At 65.1% G+C, this 24,272-nt stretch carries 21 protein-coding genes; 7 read left to right on the top strand and 14 right to left on the bottom strand.

Annotation, left to right across the window (positions count from 1 at the left end; translation table 11 throughout):
• Window positions 1–112 precede the first annotated feature (112 nt).
• Window positions 113–1,012, top strand: a complete 900-nt coding sequence (locus MTX23_RS08145; protein ID WP_280976108.1) for a hypothetical protein — start codon at window positions 113–115, stop codon at window positions 1,010–1,012.
• A gap of 8 nt (window positions 1,013–1,020) precedes the next feature.
• Here MTX23_RS08145 and sseA read toward each other — a convergent pair whose 3' ends face one another.
• The 3 genes from sseA to MTX23_RS08130 form a co-directional block, all read right to left on the bottom strand.
• Window positions 1,021–1,878 carry a 3-mercaptopyruvate sulfurtransferase gene (gene sseA, locus MTX23_RS08140; protein ID WP_280976107.1) on the bottom strand — a complete coding sequence of 286 codons (858 nt, stop codon included), beginning with the start codon at window positions 1,876–1,878 and terminating at the stop codon, window positions 1,021–1,023.
• Window positions 1,879–1,973: 95 nt separating this feature from the next.
• Complete coding sequence (locus tag MTX23_RS08135; RefSeq protein ID WP_280976106.1) at window positions 1,974–2,387, bottom strand: rhodanese-like domain-containing protein; 414 nt, start codon at window positions 2,385–2,387, stop codon at window positions 1,974–1,976.
• A 55-nt stretch (window positions 2,388–2,442) separates the two neighbouring features.
• A complete protein-coding gene (locus tag MTX23_RS08130; RefSeq protein WP_280976105.1) occupies window positions 2,443–3,618 on the bottom strand; it encodes a VWA domain-containing protein in 1,176 nt (391 codons plus the stop codon).
• Window positions 3,619–3,917: 299 nt separating this feature from the next.
• Between MTX23_RS08130 and MTX23_RS08125 the strand changes: the two genes are divergently transcribed.
• From MTX23_RS08125 to MTX23_RS08115, 3 genes are all read left to right on the top strand, one after another.
• On the top strand, window positions 3,918–4,163 hold the full coding sequence (locus MTX23_RS08125; protein ID WP_280976103.1) for a GlsB/YeaQ/YmgE family stress response membrane protein: 246 nt from the start codon (window positions 3,918–3,920) through the stop codon (window positions 4,161–4,163).
• Between the two features lie 93 nt (window positions 4,164–4,256).
• The gene (locus MTX23_RS08120) at window positions 4,257–5,099 is read left to right on the top strand and encodes a MoxR family ATPase (protein ID WP_280976102.1); all 843 of its coding nucleotides are present in this window, start codon (window positions 4,257–4,259) and stop codon (window positions 5,097–5,099) included.
• A 78-nt stretch (window positions 5,100–5,177) separates the two neighbouring features.
• Window positions 5,178–6,680, top strand: a complete 1,503-nt coding sequence (locus MTX23_RS08115) for an NAD(P)/FAD-dependent oxidoreductase (RefSeq protein WP_280976101.1) — start codon at window positions 5,178–5,180, stop codon at window positions 6,678–6,680.
• Between the two features lie 219 nt (window positions 6,681–6,899).
• On the opposite strand, the gene MTX23_RS08110 is transcribed toward MTX23_RS08115, so the two are convergent.
• From MTX23_RS08110 to MTX23_RS08085, 6 genes are all read right to left on the bottom strand, one after another.
• The gene (locus tag MTX23_RS08110; protein WP_280976100.1) at window positions 6,900–8,543 is read right to left on the bottom strand and encodes a GMC family oxidoreductase N-terminal domain-containing protein; all 1,644 of its coding nucleotides are present in this window, start codon (window positions 8,541–8,543) and stop codon (window positions 6,900–6,902) included.
• Between the two features lie 28 nt (window positions 8,544–8,571).
• Entirely contained in the window at window positions 8,572–9,165 is a 594-nt protein-coding gene (locus tag MTX23_RS08105; RefSeq protein WP_280976098.1) for a GNAT family protein, read from the bottom strand.
• A 139-nt stretch (window positions 9,166–9,304) separates the two neighbouring features.
• Window positions 9,305–10,231: an SMP-30/gluconolactonase/LRE family protein gene (locus MTX23_RS08100; RefSeq protein WP_280976097.1), complete on the bottom strand. Its 927-nt coding sequence runs from the start codon at window positions 10,229–10,231 to the stop codon at window positions 9,305–9,307.
• 958 nt (window positions 10,232–11,189) lie between these two features.
• Window positions 11,190–12,077: a 4-(cytidine 5'-diphospho)-2-C-methyl-D-erythritol kinase gene (locus MTX23_RS08095; RefSeq protein WP_280976096.1), complete on the bottom strand. Its 888-nt coding sequence runs from the start codon at window positions 12,075–12,077 to the stop codon at window positions 11,190–11,192.
• A gap of 463 nt (window positions 12,078–12,540) precedes the next feature.
• Complete coding sequence (locus MTX23_RS08090) at window positions 12,541–14,331, bottom strand: tetratricopeptide repeat protein (RefSeq protein WP_280976095.1); 1,791 nt, start codon at window positions 14,329–14,331, stop codon at window positions 12,541–12,543.
• Between the two features lie 364 nt (window positions 14,332–14,695).
• Window positions 14,696–16,354 (bottom strand): electron transfer flavoprotein-ubiquinone oxidoreductase, encoded by a 1,659-nt coding sequence (locus MTX23_RS08085; RefSeq protein ID WP_280976094.1) that lies wholly within the window; start codon window positions 16,352–16,354, stop codon window positions 14,696–14,698.
• Window positions 16,355–16,548: 194 nt separating this feature from the next.
• Here MTX23_RS08085 and MTX23_RS08080 point away from each other — a divergent pair, with 194 nt between their 5' ends.
• Window positions 16,549–17,379, top strand: coding sequence for a uracil-DNA glycosylase (locus MTX23_RS08080; RefSeq protein WP_280978001.1), 831 nt, complete (start codon window positions 16,549–16,551; stop codon window positions 17,377–17,379).
• Between the two features lie 91 nt (window positions 17,380–17,470).
• Here the strand turns inward: MTX23_RS08080 and MTX23_RS08075 are convergent, their stop codons facing one another.
• From MTX23_RS08075 to MTX23_RS08060, 4 genes are all read right to left on the bottom strand, one after another.
• Window positions 17,471–18,976, bottom strand: a complete 1,506-nt coding sequence (locus tag MTX23_RS08075) for a glycosyltransferase family 39 protein (RefSeq protein ID WP_280976093.1) — start codon at window positions 18,974–18,976, stop codon at window positions 17,471–17,473.
• Between the two features lie 247 nt (window positions 18,977–19,223).
• Window positions 19,224–19,979, bottom strand: a complete 756-nt coding sequence (locus MTX23_RS08070) for a ribonuclease HII (protein WP_280976092.1) — start codon at window positions 19,977–19,979, stop codon at window positions 19,224–19,226.
• 87 nt (window positions 19,980–20,066) lie between these two features.
• A complete protein-coding gene (locus MTX23_RS08065) occupies window positions 20,067–20,522 on the bottom strand; it encodes a VOC family protein (RefSeq protein WP_280976090.1) in 456 nt (151 codons plus the stop codon).
• A 151-nt stretch (window positions 20,523–20,673) separates the two neighbouring features.
• A complete protein-coding gene (locus MTX23_RS08060) occupies window positions 20,674–21,840 on the bottom strand; it encodes a PA0069 family radical SAM protein (protein ID WP_280976088.1) in 1,167 nt (388 codons plus the stop codon).
• A 162-nt stretch (window positions 21,841–22,002) separates the two neighbouring features.
• On the opposite strand from MTX23_RS08060, the gene MTX23_RS08055 reads away from it, so the two are divergent.
• Together MTX23_RS08055 and MTX23_RS08050 are read left to right on the top strand one after the other, a co-directional pair.
• Window positions 22,003–22,572: a glycosyl transferase gene (locus MTX23_RS08055; RefSeq protein WP_280976087.1), complete on the top strand. Its 570-nt coding sequence runs from the start codon at window positions 22,003–22,005 to the stop codon at window positions 22,570–22,572.
• A 43-nt stretch (window positions 22,573–22,615) separates the two neighbouring features.
• Window positions 22,616–23,557: a helix-turn-helix domain-containing GNAT family N-acetyltransferase gene (locus tag MTX23_RS08050; protein ID WP_280976086.1), complete on the top strand. Its 942-nt coding sequence runs from the start codon at window positions 22,616–22,618 to the stop codon at window positions 23,555–23,557.
• 82 nt (window positions 23,558–23,639) lie between these two features.
• Here MTX23_RS08050 and moaB read toward each other — a convergent pair whose 3' ends face one another.
• Window positions 23,640–24,203, bottom strand: a complete 564-nt coding sequence (gene moaB / locus MTX23_RS08045; RefSeq protein ID WP_280976084.1) for a molybdenum cofactor biosynthesis protein B — start codon at window positions 24,201–24,203, stop codon at window positions 23,640–23,642.
• Between the last annotated feature and the right edge of the window lie 69 nt (window positions 24,204–24,272).

Raw genomic sequence — 24,272 nt, 5'->3', positions numbered from 1 at the left:
CGTTGCGATATCCTCGAATCGGCCTGATTCGCGCTCGCGACACTGGCCTCCTCGAGTGGTCACCGCGTTCCCTGTTCATCAAGACCCCGCGCAGAAGGGGGAACCCGCGCCCATGCTTCCCGGCCTCCGTTTCTTGTTCGCCGCGATCGTGCTGGCGACGTCGCTCTTGGTGTTCGGGTTGGGTGCCGCGGCGCTGTTCCGCGCCGCGCATGAGGAATTCGCCAGCATTCCCGCCCGCCAGGCTCCGCCCGAGCCACAATTCGCCCAGCCGCCGGTGCTTGCGATGATGCGCGTCGACCCGCCCGCGGACGCGCCGCTCACCGACAAGGTGACAGCGGATAGCCCATCGCCATCGATCCCCGCCGCGTCCGAACCCACCGCCCCGGCAGAGCCACCGCCGGCCGCCGAACCGGAGAAGGTCGCTGCCGTGAAGGCGGCGGATGATCTGCCTCCCCCGGCTGCACCGACGCTTGTGACGGAGGCCGTGGAAGGCGCCGCGCCGGTGCAGGCCGCCGAGGCCGCTCCGCAGGCCCCGGTCACGGACATTCCGCCACCGACTGAGGCCGCGCCGCAAGCCACAGAGGCCGCGCCGGTGGCGCAGCCGGCTCCGGCGGCCGCCGGAGCTGCGCCCGCTCCCGCCGAGCCGAAGGTCGCTGCGGTGGTTGAGCCGCCCGCCGCAGTCAGCGAACCCGTATCCGCCCCATTAGCGCCAGCCATGGTTGCGCCGGAACCGGCGCCACCGCCATCGCCCGAAGCGATCGCGGCTGAGAGCAAGATCGCAACGTTGGGCGGACCGGAAGTCGTGATCGAACAGCCCGCTCCACAGAAGTCTGCAGGGACGAAGCACGCGACCGCCGAGGCGAAGAAGAAGCCGGACCACAGCGCGAGCCGCAAGCCGGCGCATCGCAAGGAGCGCCGCCGAGTGGCCCGTGCGCGACCGGCCCGGCAGGCGGTGGTCCAGCAGCAGGTGCTGGATCCGTTTGGCCAGCCAGTGACCGTGACCCGACGATAGCGCCGTCGTCAGGCCGGCCCCGTTGCAATCGGCGGGCCGCCGGCCTGCCCCCATTCCGACCATGAGCCGTCATACAGCGCGGTGTCGGTGATGCCGAGCCGGTAGAGTGCGAGCGTCAGCACGGCGGCCGAGACGCCCGAGCCGCAGCTCGTCACGATCGGCGCATCGAGCTTCACGCCGCCCCCCGTGAACGCTGCGCGCAGATCGTCGAGCGGCTTCATGGCGCCGGTCGCGGCATCGAACAGGACGTTGTAAGGGACGTTACGGGCACCCGGGATGTGGCCTGCGCGGATGCCCGGCCGCGGCTCCGGCGCGCGCCCCTCGAAGCGATCGGCGGCGCGCGCGTCTATCACCTGCTCCTTGCTGCTTTCGACATTGGCGATCATCTGCTCGATGCTGCGCACGCGCTTCGGATCGTAGCTCGCCCTGAAGGTCGCAGGCTGCGGCGTCGCCTCGCCGCTGTCGACGGGGCGGCCCTCGGCGCGCCACTTCTTCAAGCCCCCATTGAGGATGCGCACATCGCGGTGACCGTACGAGAGGAACATCCACCAGGCGCGAGGCGCGGCCACCCAGCCGCCGGCATCATAGATCACGACGGTGTCGGCGTTGCTGACGCCGAGCGCGCCGACGTCGCGGCCGAACTGCTCGGCGCTAGGAAACATGTGCGGCAGCGGATTGGAATGATCCGACACAGCATCGACGTCGAAGAACACCGCGCCGGGAAGATGCGCGGCGAGGTAGTCGTCCTTCGGCAGCGGCAGCACGCCCGGCAGCTTGAAGGTCGCGTCAAGGAGCTTCACCTTGGCGTCGCCGAGATGCGCGGCCAGCCATTCTGTTGAGACAAGCGGATCGTCGGCAACGGTCATGATGCGCATTTCTCCAATCGTCATTGCCGGACTTGGTCCGGCAATCCATCTTTTGAAATGATGGACGCGCGGGTCAGGCCCGCGTGTGACATCTACTAACCTTTCTTCTTCGGCTCCCACGCCTCGATCGGCCCGCCGGCGTCGCGCCAGGCCGCGAAACCGCCGCCCATATGCGCGACCGGCTTCAGGCCCATGTCCTTTGCGGTCTTGGCGGCGAGCGCAGAGCGCAGGCCGCCGGCGCAGTGGAAGATGAATTTCTTGTCTTCCTGGAAGATCGGCTTGGCGTAGGGGCTCTTCGGGTCGATCCAGAATTCCAGCATGCCGCGGGTGCAGGAGAAAGCGCCGGGGATCCTGCCGTCGCGCTCAATCTCGCGGGGATCGCGGATGTCGACAATGACGACGTCGTCCTTGCCGATCAGCGTGATCGCATCGGCCGCGCTGATGGTCTCGATCTCGGCATTGGCCTCGTCGATCATCGCTTTGATGCCACGGTGAATGGTCTGGGCCATGGGACTCTCCCTTGATGTTGTTGGCACGCCCGTGGGCGCGCGACGCCTTGTGCGCTTATCGCACCAGCTCCCTCATCGCATTCTCCAGACCCTCGATCGTAATCGGATACATGCGTTCGGAGAAGATGCGGCGGATGATGGTGGTCGATTCCGAATAATCCCAGTGCTTCTGCGCCACCGGATTGAGCCACACCGCATGCGGATAGGTGCGGATGATGCGATCGAGCCAGACCGAGCCGGCCTCCTCGTTGACATGCTCGACCGAGCCGCCGGGGACCATGATCTCGTAAGGCGACATCGACGCATCGCCGACGAACACCACCTTGTAGTCGTGCGGATACTTGTGCAGCACGTCCCAGGTCGGCGTGCGGTCAGTGAAGCGCCGCTTGTTCTGCTTCCACACGCCTTCATAGAGGCAGTTGTGGAAGTAGAAATACTCCATGTGCTTGAATTCGCTCTTGGCGGCCGAGAACAGCTCCTCGACCTGCTCAATATGCGAATCCATCGAGCCGCCGATATCGAAGAACACCAGCACCTTGACCGCGTTGCGCCGCTCGGGACGCATATGCACGTCGAGATAGCCGTGGTTGGCGGTCTCCTTGATCGTGGTGTCGAGGTCGAGTTCGTCGGGCGCGCCGGTCCGCGCGAACTTGCGCAGGCGGCGCAGCGCGACCTTGATGTTGCGGATGCCGAGCTCGACATTGCCGTCGAGGTCCTTGAACTCGCGCCGGTCCCACACCTTCACCGCGCGGTTGTTGCGGTTCTTCTCCTGCCCGATGCGGACGCCTTCGGGATTGTAGCCATGGGCGCCGAACGGCGAGGTGCCGGCGGTGCCGATCCATTTGCTGCCGCCCTGATGGCGGCCCTTCTGCTCCTCGAGCCGCTTCTTCAGCGTCTCCATGAGCTTGTCCCAGCCCATGGCCTCGATCTGCTTCTTCTCTTCCTCGGTGAGATATTTCTCGGCGAGCTTCTTCAGCCACTCCTCAGGGATCTCGGCCTTGTCCATGGCATCGAGCAAGCTCTCGAGCCCCTTGAACACGGAGCCGAACACGCGGTCGAACTTGTCGAGATTGCGCTCGTCCTTCACCAGGGCGGCGCGCGACAAATAATAGAAGTTCTCGACCGATTGTTCGGCGAGATCGGCGTCGAGCGCTTCCATCAACGTCAGATATTCCCGTAGCGTCACGGGGACCTGGGCGTCGCGCAGCGATGTGAAGAACTGCAGGAACATAGTTACCTAGATCGCCCGCTGGGCCGGTGCCGTCAAGGGGCCCCGGCCGTGCTCCATCCCGAGGTCAGCCATTCATTTCCACCCGATGGCTGGCTGCGACCCTCGGTCCAGCAGAGGTGTTTGCACGGTGTAACAGTCGCGCACGAGCCGGCAGTCATTCCGCACAGCGGAAAGATGATACCTGACATTCCATGCCGATACCGCTTTCGGCACCGCTGCACTGCGGAATCCGCGCTAGACCGGCCGGGTTTTTCAACTAGAATTGTATGTGACAGGTCATTGAGGCAGAGGCGGTTTGAATGGGTATCATCGCGGCGCTGGTGATCGGCGCGATCGCCGGCTGGCTCGCGGGGCAGATCGTGCGCGGCGCCGGCTTCGGGTTGATCGGCAACATCATCGTCGGCATCATCGGCGCGCTGGTAGCCAGCTGGCTGTTGCCGCGGCTCGGCATCAGCCTCGGAAGCAGCGCGATCCGCGACGTCATCAACGCGACCATCGGCGCGGTGATCGTGCTGGTGATCCTGTCGCTGGTCAGACGTGTGTGAACGACGAAATTGCACCCCGAACGACCGCTGCGAAAGCGGTCGTTTCATGTTGAGGCCCAGTTGGCCAAGGAACGAACCAAGGCAAAGAGATAGATGAAATTCACGGGTACCAAGGACTACGTCGCAACCGATGACCTCAAGGTCGCCGTCAATGCCGCCATCGTGCTCGAGCGCCCGCTCCTGGTGAAGGGCGAGCCCGGCACCGGCAAGACGGTGCTGGCCGAGGAGGTCGCCAAGGCGCTCGACGCGCCGCTGCTCACCTGGCACATCAAGTCCACGACCAAGGCACAGCAGGGCCTCTACGAATACGATGCCGTTTCGCGCCTGCGCGACAGCCAGCTCGGCGACGCGCGCGTGTCCGACATCAAGAACTACATCAAGCGCGGCAAGCTGTGGGAAGCCTTCGCCAACCAGAAGCGCCCGGTGCTGCTGATCGACGAGATCGACAAGGCGGACATCGAATTCCCCAACGACCTGCTGCTCGAACTCGACCGCATGGAGTTCCATGTCTACGAGACCGGCGAGACCATCAAGGCGAAGCTGCGCCCGATCGTGATGATCACGTCGAACAACGAGAAGGAGCTGCCGGACGCCTTCCTGCGCCGCTGCTTCTTCCACTACATCAAGTTCCCGGACTCCGAGACGATGGGCAAGATCGTCGACGTGCACTTCCCCGGTATCAAGAAGCGGCTGGTGGAAGAGGCGCTGCGCATCTTTTTCGAGGTCCGCGAGGTGCCCGGCCTGAAAAAGAAGCCCTCGACCTCCGAACTGCTCGACTGGCTCAAGCTGCTGCTGAACGAGGACATCACGCCGGAGATGCTGCGTGAGCGCGATCCGCGCAAGCTGATCCCGCCGCTGCACGGCGCGCTCCTGAAGAACGAGCAGGACGTGCATCTGTTCGAGCGGCTGGCGTTCCTGAGCCGCCGCGAGGTCTAGTTCCGATATCGGCGAACGCCGGGGCCGAGGCTCCGGCGTTTTGCTTAACCGCCTCATCCAACAAGAAGACCAGGGAAGATGAACGTCCAGACCCAAATCCGCGCCGCCGAGCCCGTCACAACCGAACATTTCGACGTCCTGATCGCGGGCGCCGGCATCTCCGGCGTCGGCGCCGCCTATCATTTGACGACGCAATGCCCGGGCACCAGCTTCGTGGTGCTGGAGACGCAGAAGACGTTCGGCGGCACCTGGTCCACTCATCGCTATCCCGGTATCCGCTCGGACAGCGACCTGCACACCTTCGGCTATCGCTTCAAGCCGTGGACCAGCGCGCCGATCGCGACTGCGGCCGAGATCTTGAAGTATATGGGCGAGGTGATCGAGGAGAACCACCTCGCGCCCCACATCCGCTATCGCCACACCATCACCGCGGCGAAGTGGTCGAACGAGACCAATCTCTGGACCATCGATGCGACGCGCATCGACACCGGCGAGAAGCTGCGCTTCACCACCAATTTCTTTTGGATGTGCCAGGGCTATTACCGCCACGCCGAGGGCTACACGCCCGAATGGACCGACATGGCGAAGTTCAAGGGCCCGATCGTGCATCCGCAGAAGTGGCCGGAGGACCTCGACTACAAGGGCAAGCGCGTGATCGTGATCGGCTCCGGCGCTACCGCCGCAACGCTGATCCCGGCGATGGCGAAGGACGCCGGCCACGTCACCATGCTGCAGCGCTCGCCGACCTATTTCCGCACCGGCCGCAACGCGATCGAGATCGCCGAGGAGCTGCGCAAGCTGCAGGTCGACGAGCACTGGATCCACGAGATCACCCGCCGCAAAATCCTGTTCGACCAGGACGCCTTCACCCGCAAGACCTTCGCAGAGCCCGAGGCCGCCAAGAAGGATTTGCTGTCGGCGGTGGAGGCCTATCTCGGCAAGGACTACGACATCGCCACCCACTTCACGCCGCGCTACCGGCCGTGGCGGCAGCGCATCGCCTTCATTCCGGACGGCGACCTGTTCCAGGCCATCAAGGGCGGCAAGGCGTCCGTCGTCACCGACGAGATCGACCGCTTCACCGAGAAGGGCATCCTGCTGAAGTCCGGCAAGGAGCTCGAGGCCGACATCATCATCACCGCGACCGGCTTCCACCTCTCCGCCAACGGCGACATCGATTTCGAGATCGACGGCAAGCCGCTCGATTTCGCCGATACCGTGACCTATCGCGGCATGATGTTCACCGGGGTGCCGAACCTGGTCTGGGTGTTCGGCTATTTCCGCGCCAGCTGGACGCTGCGCGTCGACCTCGTCGCCGATTTCGTCTGCCGCATGCTCAAGCACATGAAGGAGACCGGCGCGAACAAGGTGACGCCGGCGCTGCGCCCTGAAGACCGCAACATGCCGCTGCTGCCGTGGATCGATCCGGAGAACTTCAACCCCGGCTACATGATGCGCGGCATGCATCTGCTGCCGAAGCGCGGCGACAAGCCGGAATGGCAGCACAACCAGGACTACTGGGCCGAGAAGGACGAATTCCCGGCGATCGACCTCAAGGACAAGGCGTTCGTCTACGGCTGAGCTCCTTCTCTGGTTCCGTCATCCTGGCGCTGTCCCGTCATCCCCGCGCAACGGCTTTGCCGTTGTCGCTGGAGGTGCTCGCGCAGCAAGCCTCGAAGGATGCACGGCCCCAGTCGGGCCGTCGTGCTTCGAGACGGCCGCTGCGCGGCCTCCTCAGCATGACGGTGATAGATCAAGCGCGCTGATCGACGAGCATCATCGCGCACCGCCTCTCTTTCCTCACGCATATTCCGGCAGCTTCGCGGCGAGCTCAGGTGCCTTGCCGCGGATCATGTCGGAGGCCTTGTCGGCGATCATCAGCGTGGAAGCGTTGAGATTGGCCGAGATCATCCGCGGCATGATCGAGGCGTCGATCACGCGCAAGCCCTCCATGCCGTGGACACGAAGCTGGTCGTCGACCACGGCCCATGGCGCGTCCGCCGGGCCCATCCGGCAGGTGCAGCCGGGATGGAAAGTGGTGGTGCCGCGCTGGGTCGCGGCGGCGAGGAACTCATCGTCGCTCTGCACCTTGGGACCCGGAAAATCCTCATAGGCGAAATACGGCTTGAGCGGCTCGGAGGCGAGCAGCCGGCGCGCCAGCTTCATGCCGGCGACGACGACGCGGCGGTCGATCTCCTCGGCGAGATAGTTGGTCTGGATGATCGGCGCCTGGAACGGATCGGCGGAGCGGATCCGGACATAGCCGCGGCTCTCCGGCCGCTGCTGCCAGGACGCCACCGTCATGCCGGGCTCGTCCTCGAGCTGGCCCTGCACGCCTTCCTTGTAGCTGGCCGGCGTGAAGGTGAGCTGCAGGTCCGAGCTCTCGGTGGTCTCGCCGGAATGCCAGAAGCAGTAGACCATGGTCGGCGACAGCGACAGCAGGCCGCGCCGCGTCGTCGCCCATTTCAGCGCCTCGACCCACAGGCTCATGCCGCGGCGAAGCTCGTTGATGGTCCTGATGTTCTTGACCCGCGCCACCGAGCGCGGCGCGTAGTGATCCTGCAGGCCCTCGCCGACACCCGGCAGCGCGTGGCGCACCTCGATGCCGTGCGACTTCAACAAATCGGGCGAGCCGACGCCGGAGAGCTGCAGCAACTGCGGCGAGTTGTAAGCGCCGCCGGAGAGAATGACTTCCTTGGTGGCGCGGATCTCGAGCGGGTCGCCATACTTGCCGCCCCTGTTGTAGCGCACGCCGACCGCGCGCTTGCCCTCGAAGATAATGCCGGTCACATGCGCATGCGTGCGCACGTCGACATTCGGCCGCCGCCGCGCCGGATGCAGGAAGGCGGTCGCGGCGCTGACGCGGCGGCCGTTCAGGATGGTACGCTGGCAATAGGAGACGCCCTCCTGGATCTTGCCGTTGTAGTCGGGATTGCGCGGAATGCCGAGGCTGACCGCGCCATCCATGAAGGCCTCGCAGAGCGGGTCCTGCCAGTCCATCGTGGTGACGGTGAGGTTGCCGTCGCGGCCGCGATAGGTGTCGTCGCCCTCACCGATGCGCCGCTCCATGCGCCGGAAATAGGGCAGCACGTCGGGATAGCCCCAGCCGCGATTGCCGAGTTGCGCCCAGGTGTCGAAATCCTGGCGCTGGCCGCGATTGTAGATGTGGCCGTTGATCGAGGACGAGCCGCCGAGCGTCTTGCCACGCGGCGCATAGATGCTGCGCCCGCCGGTGTACGGACCCACCTCCTGCTGATAGGCCCAGTTCACGCTCTTCATGTGGAAGGTCTTGATGAAGCCGGCCGGCAGATGGATGTAGGGGTGCCAGTCGCTCGGGCCCGCCTCGAGCACACAGACCCTGACGCCCGGATCTTCACTCAACCGGTTGGTCAGCACGCTCCCGGCGGAGCCTGCGCCGATAATCACATAATCGAACGTTTCCATCGTCTCGCTTCTCGCGCCGACTGCGGTGTCAGCGCGGCTTGTCGTTGAGTTGATAATTGAGATGCGCCTTCACCGTCGGCCACTCGCTGGCGATGATGCTGTAAACCACCGTGTCGCGCAACGTGCCGTGGGGCGAGATCTGGTGGCTGCGCAGGATGCCGTCCTGCTTGGCGCCGAGACGCTCGATGCCGCGGCGGCTCTGGTGATTGAAGAAATGCGTGCGGAACTCGACCGCGATGCAGTCGAGCTTCTCGAAGGCATGGGAGAGCAGCAGCAGTTTGCACTGCGTATTGACCGCGCTGCGCTGCACACGCTTGGCGTACCAGGTCGAGCCGATCTCGACGCGGCGGTTCGGCGTATCGACATTCATGTAGGTCGTCATGCCGCTGATCTGGCCCGCGGCGTCGAACACCGTGAACGGCAGCATCGAGCCGGCGGCCTGCAGGCCGAGCCGGCGATCGATCTCCTTGGTCATATTCTCCGGCTTCGGAATGGCCGTGTACCAGAGCTTCCAGAGCTCGCCGTCCTTCACGGCCTCGGTCAGTCCAGCGACATGATCATGCGACAGCGGCTCGAGCCGCGCATGGGTGCCGCGAAGGGTGACCGGTTCAAGCCAGGGCATTTTGCATCCTTTCCGTCATTGCGAGAAGCTCGCGACAAAATTGGAAAGCAATTTTGCGCTGAAGCGACGAAGCAATCCATTATTTCCGCGTCCGTGGCTGCATGGATTGCTTCGCTTCGCTCGCAATGACGTTCTTACGTCACTTGTTCAGAAAGTTCAGCGGCAATCCCGGCCGCGACCAGTCCATCGCGATCAGTTCGCCCTTGCCCGACAGCGTGATGTAGGCGGTCTTCAGCTCCGGGCCGCCGAAGGCGATGTTGGTGGTGACGCGGTCGCCGGTCGGCACCTGCTCGACCAATGTGCCGTCGGGCGCGATCACCGAGATGCAGCCCGAGACCAGCGTCGCGACGCAGACATTGCCGTTCGCCTCCACCGCGAGTGAATCGAACATCTGGTAGCCCCCGAGGCCTGCGATCGGCTTGCCGCGCTCGCCGCGATAGATCACGTCGCGCGGCTTGACGGTGCCGGGCTCGGAGAGTTCGTAGGCCCACAGCCGCGCGGTCGGCGTTTCAGCGATGTAGACGGTCTTCTCGTCAGGCGACAAGCCGATGCCGTTGGCCGGCAGGATACCGTGCACGGCCTCGACGATCTCGGTCATGCCAGGCTTCAGATAGTAGAATGCGCCGACATCCATGTCGCGGGCGCGGCGCTTGCCGAGGTCGGAGAACCACAGGCCGCCCTGCTTGTCGAACACCAGGTCGTTCGGCCCGCGCAGCTCGTGCTCGCCGCATTTGGTGGCGACGGTCTCGACCTTGCCGGATTGCAGATCGACGCGCTGGATCGAGCCGCCGAGATAGTCCGCCGGCTGCGGCCCCGGCATGATCATGTTGCGGGTCGGGATCCAGGAGAAGCCGCCGTTGTTGCAGATATACATTTTGCCGTCGGGACCGAGCGCGGCGCCGTTCGGGCCGCCCGGGACCTTTGCGACCACTTCCTTGCGCCCATCGGGATAGACCCGGGTCAGGCGCTGGCCGCGGATTTCGACCAGCACGACCGAACCGTCGGGCATGACGACCGGACCTTCGGGAAACTCCAGATCGGTGGCGAGAACACGAATATTGGCCATGGCATCCTCCCGGCTCTTTGGCTGCAGGCGGATTCCCTTGCGGTCCCCCACGCGCAACATGTTGTTTCGTCCTGTTATGGCAAAGTGGGTATGGCTTGCCAAGCAATCGGGCCGCAACGCTGCCCGGCGTTGGGAGGTAGCCGGCCCCCAAAGTGGCAGCGGCGCTCAAATGCCAAACGTCGTCATTGCGAGCGAAGCGAAGCAATCCATGGTTCAGCATATGCGGAACGATGGATTGCTTCGTCGCTTCAGCGCAAAATTGCTTTGCAATTTTGTCGCGAGCTCCTCGCAATGACGGTGGCTTGGCGCAGAAACCCGCATTCTCGCGGCACGATGTGTCCGAGGTTTGCCTGTCGTTTCACCCTCTTGCTCAATAGAGGGCGCAGGGAAAGCCAGGTGCCGATTGCGCCCATGGGTCCCGAGCAAATGGAAAGCTCGGGAGGTAGGACCACAGGTGAAACCGGATCATCCCGGCTTTCCCTGCGCGATGGGTTACGGCTTACTTCGTGCTCTCCCCGGCGAGACTTGGCTTTTTTGTCACCGTCTTCGCAAAGACGCTGTCCGCGTGCTTAGCGAGGAGACACCTGCCACTGGGGCGTCGAGACCACACGACTTCACCGTCCGCGTCACGCATGCTCGTCAGTCATGCGATCAGCGTCCACCGCATCTCACCGCAACACTCGTGACGATCGCGACGCGCCCCTCAATCGGGTGAGACGGGCGGATTCAACATCTGAGTTGGGTGAATCGCGAAGCGAAAAATTGCCCGTCGGGTTGGTTTGTCGCACCCTTCCCTGTCATTCCGGGGCTCGCGAAGCGAGAACCCGGACCAGAGTTTGACGGTGGATAGAACTTATTCGTAGGGTGGGTTGGCGAAGCGTAAACCACCGCCTCCGTCGCAGCGATTTTGGTGGATTACGCCTGCGGCTAAGCCACCCTTCGGATCATGCGAACTCCATCAGCTCAACGTGCCCGCGTGCACCCACCAGCCGGGATGCTCGACACGCAGCTTCTCGCCGGCCGCCTGGGCGTCGGCGTCCTTGCCGAAGATCGCAAAGCACGTCGCGCCGGAGCCCGACATGCGCACGAGGCGAACGTCCTTGGTCTCGCGCAGCGCAGACAGCACGTCGCTGATCACGGGTTCGATCCGCGCCGCAGGCGCTTCGAGATCGTTGGTGCCGCGCGCGAGCGCCTCGATCCAGTCGTCGATCGCGCACCCCGCCTCCGGCCAGGACGGCGCCTGGATCACGACGTCGGTGGCGCCGACCAGGAGCTCGCCGTGACGCAGACCGAGCGCATTGAACACGTCCTTGGTCGCGACCGGCACCCGCGGATTGACCATCACGCAAGGCAGCTTCGGCAAATTAAGCGGCAGCAGCGTCTCGCCGACACCGGTCATGTCGCAGGCGTGCGAGGCGACGCACACGGGCACGTCGGCGCCGGTCTGCAGCGCCACTTCCATGATCCTGGTGTCGTCGAGCGAGAGCTCGTTGAGCCGCGCGAGCAGCCGCAGCGCGGCCGCGGCATCCGCCGAGCCGCCGCCGATGCCGGCAGCGACGGGCAAGACCTTTTCCAGCGTGAAGTGGCCGACCCTGAGGTCCGCGACGCGTTCACCGAGCAGGCGCGCCGCCTTGAGTACGAGATTGTCCGAGGTGTCGCCGCAGGCATCGGCCAGCGGTCCCTCCATCGTCAACGCGAGCTCGGAGCCCGGCTTGAGCGTGAGACGATCGGCGCAATCGGCAAACGCGACGACGCTCTCCAGGTCATGAAAACCATCGACGCGCCGCCCGACCACCTTCAGCGTCAGGTTGACCTTGGCACGCCCCTCTTCAACAAGCGCCGGCACGGCGACAAACCCCTAAAAAACAAAGATCGTGTGCGATTAGCGTAAATCGCATCATGATCCTATCCCTTTTGTTTGAGCAGAAATTCCGCGCTGCTACCTCTCCCGCTTGCGGGCAGGGCAATCGCATATGATATCCCCGGGCTCTGGCGCTGACGTTTTCACATCGTCATGGCCGGGCTTGTCCCGGCCATCCACGTCATTCTTCACATGGAAAACCAAAGACGTGGATGCCCGGGACAAGCCCGGGCATGCCGCATTTGTGGGTAGACCAACTAGGCCGCAGCAGCATGATCCGCATATGCGATCGCCCTGTGCTTGCGGGAGAGGGAAACGAAACCTCAGCGACGCAGCATCCTGCCCGACTAGATCATGATGCGACTAGATCGAATTGCATCATGATCTCATCTCTTTGTTTGAGCATGATCTTTTCGGAAAACCGGTTTCCACTTTTCCGGATCATGCTCTAACCGCCCTTGTCGTTGTCCTTCTTCTTGTCGGCTGCCGCGGCGGCCGGCGCAGGTTCGTCGGGCAGGCCGTTCTCGATCTTGGCCAGGATCTTCGGCAGCTCTTCCGGCTCGGGCTTGAGGTCGCGCGCATGCGCCCACTGGAACTTGGCCTCCAGCTTGCGGCCGACGCGCCAATAGGCATCGCCGAGATGGTCGTTGATGGTCGGATCCTCGGGCTTCAGATCGATCGCGCGCTCGAGATTCTTCACCGCCTCGTCGTAATTGCCGATGCGGTAATAGGCCCAGCCGAGCGAGTCCACGATGTAGCCGTCGTCGGGGCGCTGATCGACGGCACGCTTGATCATCTTCATGCCTTCGTCGAGGTTGATGCCCTGGTCGATCCAGGAATAGCCGAGATAGTTCAGCACATGGGGCTGCTCGGGCTGCAGCTCGAGCGCCTTGCGCATGTCGACCTCGGCCTTGTTCCACTGCTTGGAGCGCTCCTCGCAGATGCCGCGGTAGTAATAGGTAACCCAGGCGTTCTTGTCGCCGCCGTCGACGGTCGGCAGCACGTCGATCGCCTGCGAATAGGTCCCGACGCAGTCGGCGAACTTCTTGCGGCCGCGCTCGATGTTGCCGAGCGCCATGATGGCCTCGATATCCTTCGGCGCGTCTGCCGTGACTCCCTTCAGGATCTTGATCGCCTCGTCGCTGCGGTCGGCGGCGTCGAGATCGGTCGCGAGCTGGATCTGCGCGTTGCGCTTCAGCGGCGAAGACGCCGGCATCCGCTCATAGACCTTGATCGCCATCTGCGGCTTCTTCACCGATTCATAGAGATCGGCAAGCGACAGCAGCGCCAGCGGATGGTTGGGCTGCAGATACAGCGCAAGCTGCAGGTAGACCAGCGCAAGATCCTCGCCGCCGCGCCGCGTCAGCGTCGCGCCGATGCCGTAGAGCGCCTCGGCCGCGCCGGCCTGCGCCGACTCGACCAGCGGCGGCAGCTTCTTGCCGGCCTTGGTGTCCTTGATGCCTTCCAGCACCAGCGGATGCCGCGGCAGCTTCTTGTCGAAGGCCTCGTAAAGCGCGGTGGCGGCGGCCGCATCCTTGTTGCGCGAGGTCCAGCGCGCATATTCGTCGACCGTGCGCAGCATGGAATCGTCGAGCTTGTAGGCGCGCTCGAAGCGTGCGCCGGCATCCTTCTCCTTGTGGGCGAGCTCGAGGATCATGCCGGCGTGCAGGTCCTTGAAGATCGGGTACCAATCCGGCCCGGTCAGCTTGTCGATGCTGGCGACCGCGCCCTTCGCGTCGCCGGCGCCATAGGCCGCCCAGGCCGACAGCAGCGTCGCCACCAGGTCGGTGATCGGACCGCGCACCGACTGGTTGATGTTGGACTGCGCGGCTGCGTATCTCTTCAGCTTGAGGTCGCGCACGCCGATGACCAGACGCGCGACGCGGTTGGCCTTGTCCTGGGTCAGGATGCGGTCGGCGAGCTTGACCGCCTCGTCGATGTCGCCGTCGGCGAGCGAGGAGATGAAGGCGCGGTCGAGCAGCTCGGAATTCTTCGGATCGGTGCGCAGCGCCGAGCGGTAGAACGCCGCGGCGGAGGCCGCATCGCGCTCGACGCTGGCATGGCGGGCCGCCAGATAGCTGCCGGCCGTCGTCAGCGACTTCAGCTCGTTCTTGGTCGGAAACTGCGCCGCGTTGTCGGCGGGGTGATCGGGCGTTTGCGCCGCAAGCTGCGCGGGCGCGGCGAGCGCGGCAGCGGCGATGAGGGCAATCGTCAGGCGGTTGAAACGGGTGGACAGCATCACGGTCGCCTTGCTCCAGGGATTTACGGCCACGATCTTGCGTTCAGTCTCAAATGCGAACCCAAGCGGCGGCATCGCGGCCAGCGACAATGCCGCTTTTGGCGTTCAACCGCAAGGATACGCATGACGAATCGATAGGCAGATTAAGCCTTTAGGCCCGCCGATCCAGCCAGGCCACCGCAAAACGCTTCCAGTGTGGCGGTATCGTGGCCGGTCCGGGCACAATCGCGTTGGGAAACAACTGTGTGGGCAAGTGGCCGCCACGGTACCGGTTCCCACCTCTCCCCTTGCGGGAGAGGCGAAGCAGAATTCGCAGCAACAGCAGAAGGTCCCCTCACGCAAATGTGGTCTGGCCAGCCTCTCGTTACATCGCCTCGTAGTTCGGGCCGCCGCCGCCCTCCGGGGGAACCCAGGTGATGTTGCCATTGGGGTCCTTCACGTCGCAGGTTTTGCAGTGGACGCAGTTCTGGGCGTTGATCTGGAAACGCGGGCCGGAGGCTTCCTCGACCCATTCATAGACGCCGGCCGGGCAATAGCGGTTGGAGGGCCCGGCGAACACGTCGTGCTCCGACGTCTTCTGCAGGTTCATGTCGGCAACCTTGAGATGGACCGGCTGGTCCTCCTCGTGATTGGTGTTGGACAGGAACACCGACGACAGCTTGTCGAAGGAGATCTTGCCGTCCGGCTTCGGATACGCGATTGGCTGGTGCTGCTTGGCCGGATCGAGCGTCTTGCGATCAGGCTTGGCGTGCGACTGGGTGCCGAACAGCGAGAAGCCGAGCGTGTTGCACCACATGTCGAAGCCGCCGAGCACGACGCCGACGACGGTGCCGAATTTCGACCACAGCGGCTTGACGTTGCGGACCTTGTGCAGGTCCTGGCCGACGGCGGACGAGCGCCAAGCGTTCTCGTAATCGACGAGTTCGTCATTGGCGCGGCCGGCGGCGAGCGCGGCGGCGACGTGCTCGGCAGCGAGCATGCCGGTGCCCATGGCGTTGTGCACACCTTTGATGCGCGGCACGTTGACGAAGCCCGCCGCGCAGCCGACCAGCGCGCCGCCCGGGAAGGTGAGCCGCGGCACCGACTGATAGCCGCCCTCGGTGATCGCGCGCGCGCCGTAGGCGAGACGCTTGCCGCCCTCGAACACGCCGCGGATCGAAGGATGGGTCTTGAACCGCTGGAACTCGTCGAACGGCGACAGATACGGATCGTCGTAGTTCAGATGCACCACGAAGCCGACCGCGACGCGATTGTCGTCGTAGTGGTAGAGGAACGAGCCGCCGCCGGTGGAATTGTTCAGCGGCCAGCCGAAGGAGTGCTGGATCAGGCCCTTCTGATGCTTGGCCGGATCGATCTGCCAGACCTCCTTCAGACCGATGCCGAATTTCGGCGGCTCGCTCTTGGCGTCGAGCTGGTACTTCGCGATCAGCTGCTTGGACAGCGAGCCGCGTGCGCCTTCGGCGAACAGCGTGTACTTGCCGAGCAGTTCCATGCCGCGGGTGTAGGAATCCTTGTGGCTGCCGTCCTTGGCGATGCCCATGTCGCCGGTGGCGATGCCCCTCACCGTGCCCTTGTCGTCATAGAGCACCTCGGCCGCGGCGAAGCCCGGATAGATCTCGACGCCGAGCGCTTCCGCCTTCGGCGCCAGCCAGCGGCAGACATTGCCGAGCGAGCCGATGTAGCAGTGATGATTGTTCATCAACGGCGGCATCATGAAGTTCGGCAGCCGGATCGCGCCACCGCCGGTCATCCAGTAGAAGCGATCGTCCTTCACCTGCGTCTTCAGCGGACAGTCGGCATCTTCGCGCCAGTCCGGGATCAGCCTGTCGAGCGAGGCCGGATCGATCACCGCGCCCGACAGGATGTGCGCGCCGACCTCGGAGCCCTTCTCCACCACGACGATCGAGAGCTCGGGATTGAGCTGCTTGAGCCGGATCGCAGCCGACAGGCCCGAGGGGCCGGCGCCGACGATGACGACGTCGAATTCCATGGACTCGCGCGCGGGAAGTTCTTCAGCACTCATGATCTGGTCTCAGCCCGTTGAGAACGCTTCTAAGCTTTTCAGGGCTCGTTGTTTCCGATTTTTGGCGGAAGGACAACCATGGAATTGCAATCCGGGGCGTTTCGCGCGGCCAAACGGCTCTTGCGCATGAGCTTTGCGGAAAAACCGGTCTCCACTTTTCCCCATCATGCTCTAAATTGCCGTCCATCATGGCCCTGACGCCCGAACCCGCCCCCACACTGCAGCAATTGCTGGCCTTTTACCTCGAGGCCGGGGTCGATTCCGCGCTCGGCGACGAGCCGATCAACCGGCTGGAGGAACCGGACGCTGTTCCCGCGCCCGCCGCACCGCGGCCCGACGCCGCGCCCAGTCCGCTACGTCCCCTGCCTGCGGCAACGCCAGCCATTCCCCGTAGCGAAATCACCGTCGCACCGGACGCCGCGATCGCCTCCGCGCGCGAGGCCGCGCGCACCGCGCCGACGCTTGCAGCCTTGCGCGAGTTGATGGAGACGTTCGACGGCTGCGCGCTGAAGCACACCGCGACCAAGCTGGTGTTCGCCGACGGCAATCCGGAAGCGCGCGTGATGTTCGTCGGCGAGGCGCCGGGCCGCGACGAGGACATCGAGGGCCTGCCCTTCGTCGGACGTTCGGGAAAGCTGCTCGACCGCATGATCGCGTCGATCGGCCTCGACCGCCGCTCAGCCTATATCGCCAACGTGATCCCGTGGCGGCCGCCCGGCAACCGCACGCCGACGCCGCAGGAGACGCAGGTCTGCCTGCCGTTCATCCAGCGCCAGATCGAACTGGTGAATCCCGACGTGCTGGTGACGCTCGGCAATCCCTCGACCCAGGCGCTGCTCGGCACCCGCGAGGGCATCATGCGCACCCGCGGCAAATGGCTCGACTTCGACACCGGCACGCGCACGATCCGCGCCATCGCCACCTTCCACCCGGCCTATCTGCTGCGTTCGCCGTCCTACAAGCGGCTGTCATGGCAGGACCTGCGCGCGATCGCGAAAGCGCTGCAACAGGCGGCGGCGTCTTAATTGGCAAGCGGCGTAGGATGGGTAGGACGAAGCGAAACCCATCGCGAATGGTGGGTTTCGCTTCGCTCTACCCACCCTACAGCTTCGCGGCTTACCCCTTCGGCCGCACGATCGCCCAGCCGATCCGCAACACGCCTTGCCTTCCGTTGACCAGCCGGTCGAACGAGCGCGGGACTTCCGGCACGAGGCCGGGAAAGCGCTGCGCGATCTCGAGCGGCGGCGTGCCGCCGGTATCCTGCGCGCGCCACACCACGACGCCGCCGGTCTCGTTGAACTTCGCGATCGACAGCCACGGCGTCCGCTGCGGCGTGGCGTCGAGCAGAAGATGCGGACGGCGTCCATCCATCGCGATCAGGCTGGCGAGTTCGGGATCGCCGGCCACCGCGCGCAGGCGCTGGTTGGTGCGGCGCTCATAGCTGTCGTCGAAGAAGCGGCCGATCGCGGCTGCCGGCAGCGAGGTCGGCACCTCCATGGTGCTGGTCCAGGGCATGAACAGCGCCATGGCCAACGCGACCACCGCCGGCGCGCCAACGGCGAGCGCCCAGGCCGTGCGCAACAGCCGCTGGCGCCGCAGATGGATCAGATCGCCGGCGGCGACCACGACGGCGAGTCCCGACATCAGCAGCGCCACGCCGGCGCCGCCGAAGACGCTGTCAACATTGAACAGGCCCGAGACGAAGCTGCCGACGATCGCCGGCGCGAAGGCGAAGAAATAGGCGAACTGCTGTGCGAGCGGCCCGACCGGCGGGCGGTGGATGACCGGCGCATCCTCGCTGTCGCGGGCGAACCAGCGCGAATTGAGAATCACCAGCGCCACGATAGCGACCATCGCCACGATCAGCCCACCGAGCACCACGCCCCAACGCAGCGCGCGGGCCTTGAGATCGGCGATAGCGGGCAACGGCGGCAGCGCAATCGCGTCGGCGCGGACCAGCCAGATCAGATAGGGCAGCGCCAGCACGATAACGACGAGCAGCGCGCAGAGCGGGTCGACCGACATTAATGTACGCCGTCCGCGCGGGCTGGTGACGGCAAAGACAGCGACCAAAAGGATCATGCCGATCGCCGCCGGCGTCGTCAGCAGCAACAGGCCGCAATCGATCGACCAGGCGAACCAGGCGCTGCGCCGATTCTGGCCGATCAACTGCCAGGAGTGCAGCAGCAGCAGCGCCCATAGCGGGCGCGCCAGGATCAGCGGACCGAACTCGACGCTCGGCGACGAGAACACCACGACCGTCATCGACAGCAGCACCGCGAGCACCGCCTGCGGGCCGCCAACGATGGCGCGCGCCAGATGGTAGAGGGCGATGAAGGTCGCGACCTCGCAGACCTGCGCCAGCAGATAGACGCCGAACACGTGATTGCCGGCGGCGCGGAACGCGATGTCGGCGAGCCAGAACGACAGCGGCGGCCCCATGTCGGTGCCGACCTGATATTCGCGGCCGAACGCGAGCACGGTTGCGAGATTGCCGGGCGGGCTGCCGTAGAAGATCAGCGGCAGCAACAGCCAGATCGCCGCCTGCGCCAGCACCACGATCCAGACCACCAGCCGTGGCCGGGCGCGGATCAGTTCGACAACCAGGGAGGTAAACCGCATGAAACGCCTGAAAATGCCCCAGCCACCGCGTCAGCGGCTCAATTTTATCCCGTGATAACGGGCGACAGCGGGAGAGGCAACGGTGGTGAACCCACGCGACAAAGCCAATTTCCGCCGTCATGCCCCGCGAATGCGGGGCATCCAGTACGCCGCGCCCTCTCGGGCTGAAGACCATGGCCTCTGGAATACTGGATCGCCCAATCAAGCCGGGCGATGACAGTCGAGATTGTGGCTCGAGTCTTGTGCTTTACGCCGCCGCTGACGCCGCGGCTTCGCTCTCCGGATCCACCGTGAACAGGTCGGGCTCGGCGAGCGTCGGGAAATGCTTCGCGCGCGCCGCGACGACGGGGGCGAAGAAGCTGCGGTGATGGGCGCTGGGACCGAGCCGGTCAAGCGCCTCGAGATGCTCGGGCACGGCGTAGCCCTTGTGCTGCTCGAAGCCGTAGCCCGGGCAATCCAGCGCCAGCGCGCTCATCAGGCGGTCGCGCGTCACCTTGGCGATGATGGACGCCGCCGCGATCGACACCACGAGGCCGTCGCCGCCGATCACCGCCTCGCAATCGCAGGCCGTGGCGAGCTTGTCACGGCCGTCGACGAAGACATGCTTCGGCATTTCCGGCAGCGCGTGGACGGCGCGGGCCAGCGCCCACAGCGAGGCGCGCAGGATGTTGTCACGGTCGATTCGCGCCGGCGAGGCCACCGCGACCGAGAAGGCGGCAGTCGCACAAATCTCCTCGAAAAGCTCCTCGCGGCGCTCGGCGGTCAGCCGCTTGGAATCGTCGATGCCTTTCGGGATGCGATTGGGATCGAGCACCACCGCGGCCGCGACCACCGGCCCGGCCAACGGACCGCGCCCGGCCTCGTCGCAGCCGGCGATCGGCCAGATGCCGCGCTTGATCAGCGCACGCTCGCGCCGGAAGCTCGGCCGCGCCACCGCGACCACGCGCTTCTCCGGCCTGGCCGGCTCGACCGGCTTCTTCTTCGCAGACTTGTCCCGAATCATGCCGGGATGGTGATCAAGCCCGGCCCGCGGCGCAACCGGGAACCTGCCACCCGTCCCCGCTATTCATCATTGCTGGCGGGCAATCCGCTAATCGGGCAGCGATACCCGCCCGTCATCACGGACCTCGAAGCCCGGCGCGCGGACCACCTCCCAGGCATGGCCGTCGAGATCGGCGAAATAGCCGCAATAGCCGCCATAGCTCGTCGGCTGTGCGGGCTTCAGCAATTTGGCGCCTTTCGAGAGCGCGAAGGCCATGACGGCATCGACTTCCGCGTCGTCGCGGCAGTTCCACGCAATCGCGCCCCCGCGAAACGCCGCCGGCCGCGGCTGATCGGGCAGTGAGGCGTCCGCGGCGAGCAGATGCCACGGGAACAGCCCGAGCACAGTGCCGCCGGTCTCGAAGAAGGCGACCTCCTCGCCCGTCGCGCGGAATTTCCTCGTAAAGCCGAGCGACTCGTAGAACGCGATGCTGCTGCGCATGTCGCTGACGCCGAGCGTCAGGACGGTGAAGCGCGGGGTCGGGACGGTTGCGGTGTTACTCATGATTATCCTTCTCCGTCATTGCGAGGCGCTCGCGACAAAATTGCAAAAGCAATTTTGCGCTGAAGCGACGAAGCAATCCATCTATCCCAGTGTTGCGACACGGATTGCTTCGCTTCGCTCGCAATGACGCCCTTGGTTCTTCTTGCCCCGCCTAGAACAAGCTCAACTGCTGCCCGTTGCACTTCGGCTTGGCGAAATGGTCCGTGGTCAGCTTGGTGCGCCGCTTGTTCATCCCGAGCTTTTCGCAGGCGATCTCGAAGCGGCGGCCGATCATCCAGGCCATCGGGCCGGTGCCCTTCATCCGGGTGCCCCACTGCGAATCGTAGTCGCGGCCGCCGCGCATGTCGCGGATCAGCGTGAAGACGTGGCGATACCGATCGGGATAGTTCGACATCAGCCATTCGCGGAAGAGGTCGCGAACCTCGAGCGGCAGGCGCAGCAGCACATAGCTCGCCTCCTTGGCGCCGGCATGCGCGGCGGCATCGAGGATGCGCTCGATCTCGGAGTCATTCAGCGCCGGGATCACGGGCGCCACCATCACCGTGGTCGGGATGCCGGCGTCAGTGAGCCGCTTGATCGCCTCGAGCCGCTTCGGCGGGGTCGAGGCGCGCGGCTCCATAGTGCGGGCCAGCTTCGGATCGAGCGTCGTCACCGACAGCGCGACCTTGACCAGATTGCGCTTGGCCATCCGGGACAGGATATCGATGTCGCGGGTCACCAGCGCTGATTTGGTCACGATGCCGACCGGATGGCCGGCCCGCTCCAGGACCTCCAGGATGCCGCGCATGATCTTCCGCTCGCGCTCGATCGGCTGGTAGGGATCGGTGTTGGTGCCGATCGCGATCATCCGCGCTTCGTAGTCCGGCGCCGCCAGCTCCTTCTCGAGCAGCTCGGGCGCATCCGGCTTGGCGAACAGCTTGGATTCGAAGTCGAGCCCCGGTGACAGGCCGAGATAGGCGTGGGTCGGCCGCGCGAAGCAGTACACGCAGCCGTGCTCGCAGCCGCGATAGGGATTGATCGAGCGGTCGAAGCCGATGTCGGGCGAGTCATTGCGGGTGATCACCTTGCGCGAGGTATCGATCGCCACCGAGGTCTTGAACGGCGGCAGGTCGTCGAGGCTCTGCCAGCCGTCGTCGAAGGCGACCCGCGCCTCGGCCTCGTAGCGGCCGCTGGCGTTGGACTGCGCACCGCGGCCGCGCCGCCGCTCGCGCTCGATCGCGACCGCAAGCTCGGCAAAAGGGGAAGATGCACCCGCCGGGTTATCGGAGGGCGCCGTTACCGGCGGGTGCGTGAGGGCATGAGAGGATGCTCGGCTCATGCTGTGAAGCTAACACAGCGATAGAACAAATCAAGAACAAGCATCGTAAAAATCCACAAAACCCTGCCGCAAGAATCCGCAGCCGCAAAGGCTGCGTTGAGTGTGACAAGGTGATAACACGGCTCAGCTTTTCAACCGTTTGAGCCATCGAAGCCTCAACTCATGCTGAGCGTGATCATTCCGACCGACGGGGTCGAGCGCACCGTGGTCGCGACATTGGCGGCGCTGGTACCGGGCGCGGCCGCGGGAATCATCCGCGAAGTGCTGCTGGTCGATCGCACCAATACCGCTGTGATGGAGCGCGTCGCCGACGTGGCGGGCTGCCGGTTCCTGCGCTTCGAGGGCACCCGCGCCGCGGCGCTCGCCGCGGGCGCGAAGCAGGCCCGCTCACCCTGGCTGATGTTCCTGCATCCAGGCGCCGTGCTCGACGCGGGCTGGATCGACGAAACCACCCAGTTCATCCAGATGGTGGCCGCGAGCGGCAGGGACCGCGCCGGCATCTTCCGCTACGCCCGCGCGCCCTACACCGACCCCGGCCTGCGCGACGGCCTCAAATTCGTTGCCCGCATGATCGCCGGCCCCTCGGCCGAGCAGGGCCTTCTGATCGCGCGCGACCATTACGAACGGATCGGCGGCTACCGGCCGGACGCCCGTCGCTCGGAGGCGCGGCTTTTGCGCCGTCTCGGCCGCTCCTCCCGCACCATACTGCGCAGCCGGATCATGGTGGCGTAGAAAGCTCTTGCGCATCGTTTGATTTCGTCAAATAATATATTTGATGAAATCAAATATATCGAACGACACCCTCGAGAGCCAGGTCGCCGCAGTGCGCGGCTTCAGCCGGTTCTATACCCGCAAGCTCGGTATCATCGAGCCGAAGCTCCTGCACAGCCCGTTCACGCTGCAGGAGGCACGGATCATCTACGAGATCGCGCATCACGACGGCTGCACCGCGACCGACCTGGTGCGCGAGCTCGATCTCGACGCCGGGTTCGTCAGCCGCACGCTGGCGGCTTTACAGCGCCGCCAGATCGTGACCCGCACGCCGTCGGAGGCCGACAAGCGCGTCAATGAGGTGACGTTGACCGCCAAGGGCCGCGCCGCGGCCTCCGACCTCGACAGCCGGTCGCGCAGCGAAGTCGCAGCACTCCTGAAGCAGATGGACGGCAATCAGCGCGCGGCCGTGGTGCGCGCGATGGGCACGATCGAGCAGTCGATGGAGCCTGCCGTGCCCAAGCCGGCCGGCTTCCTGCTGCGCAGCCATCGCGTCGGCGACATGGGCTGGGTGATCTCGCGGCACGGCGCCGTCTATGCGCGGGAATATGGCTGGGACATCTCGTTCGAGGCACTGGTCGCCGAGATCGCTGCGCAATTCCTCAAATCGTTCGATCCTGCTTGCGAACATTGCTGGATCGCGGAGGTCGACGGCGAGCCGGTCGGCTCGATCTTCCTGGTCAAGGGACCCGATGGGGTGGCCAAGCTCAGGCTGTTATTGGTGGAAGAGAAGGCACGCGGGCTCGGCGTCGGACGGGCGCTGGTCGAGCAGTGCATCCGCTTCGCCCGCGAGAAGGGCTACAGCAAGATCATGCTGTGGACGCAAAGCATTCTGGTCGCCGCACGCGGCATCTACGCCCGCGCCGGCTTCCAGCGCATCAAGGAAGAGAAGCACCACAGCTTCGGCGTCGATCTGGTCGGTGAGACCTGGGAGCTGGAGCTGTAGAGTGGGGTACCACTTTCACCTCTCCCGCTTGCGGGGGAGGGAGCGCAGTCCCTACGCGGTCGCTACTCGGCCACAGCGAACGTTACGCCGTCGTCCCCTGGGCCTTCGGGCGGCGCAAATGCTCGTCCAGCCGCGGCATGATCTCGACGAAATTGCAGGGACGCGTGCGGTAGTCGAGCTGCGCGGCCAGGATGCCGTCCCAGCCGTCGCGGCAGGCGCCGGGCGAACCGGGCAAACAGAAGATGAAGGTCGCGCCCGCGACACCCGCGGTGGCGCGGCTCTGGATCGTCGACGCTCCGATCTTGGCGTGGCTCAGCATGTGGAAGGCGATCGAAAAGCCGTCCATCCGCTTCTCGAACAGCGGCTCGATCGCCTCCGGCGTCACGTCGCGCCCGGTGAAGCCGGTGCCGCCGGTGGTGATGACCGCATCGACGCCAGGATCCGCGATCCAGCGTCTGACCACGGCGCGGATCGCCTCGACATCGTCGGTGACGATCTCGCGCGCTGCCAACTTGTGACCCGCCGCCGTGAGGCGATCGGCCAGCGTGGTGCCCGACTTGTCATCGGCCAGCGTGCGGGTGTCGGAAATCGTCAGCACCGCGACGTTGAGCGGGATGAAGGATTTGGATTCGTCGATAGAGGACATGACTAGTTCTTCTCGTCATGCCCGGGCTTGTCCCGGGCATCCACGTCTTCACATCCTACCAGAGATAAA

The sequence above is a fragment of the Bradyrhizobium sp. ISRA436 genome (assembly GCF_029910015.1).
Taxonomy (GTDB): Bacteria; Pseudomonadota; Alphaproteobacteria; order Rhizobiales; family Xanthobacteraceae; genus Bradyrhizobium.
The sequence above is the reverse complement of the archived record's forward strand: the minus strand, read 5'-3'. Positions and strand labels throughout refer to the sequence as shown.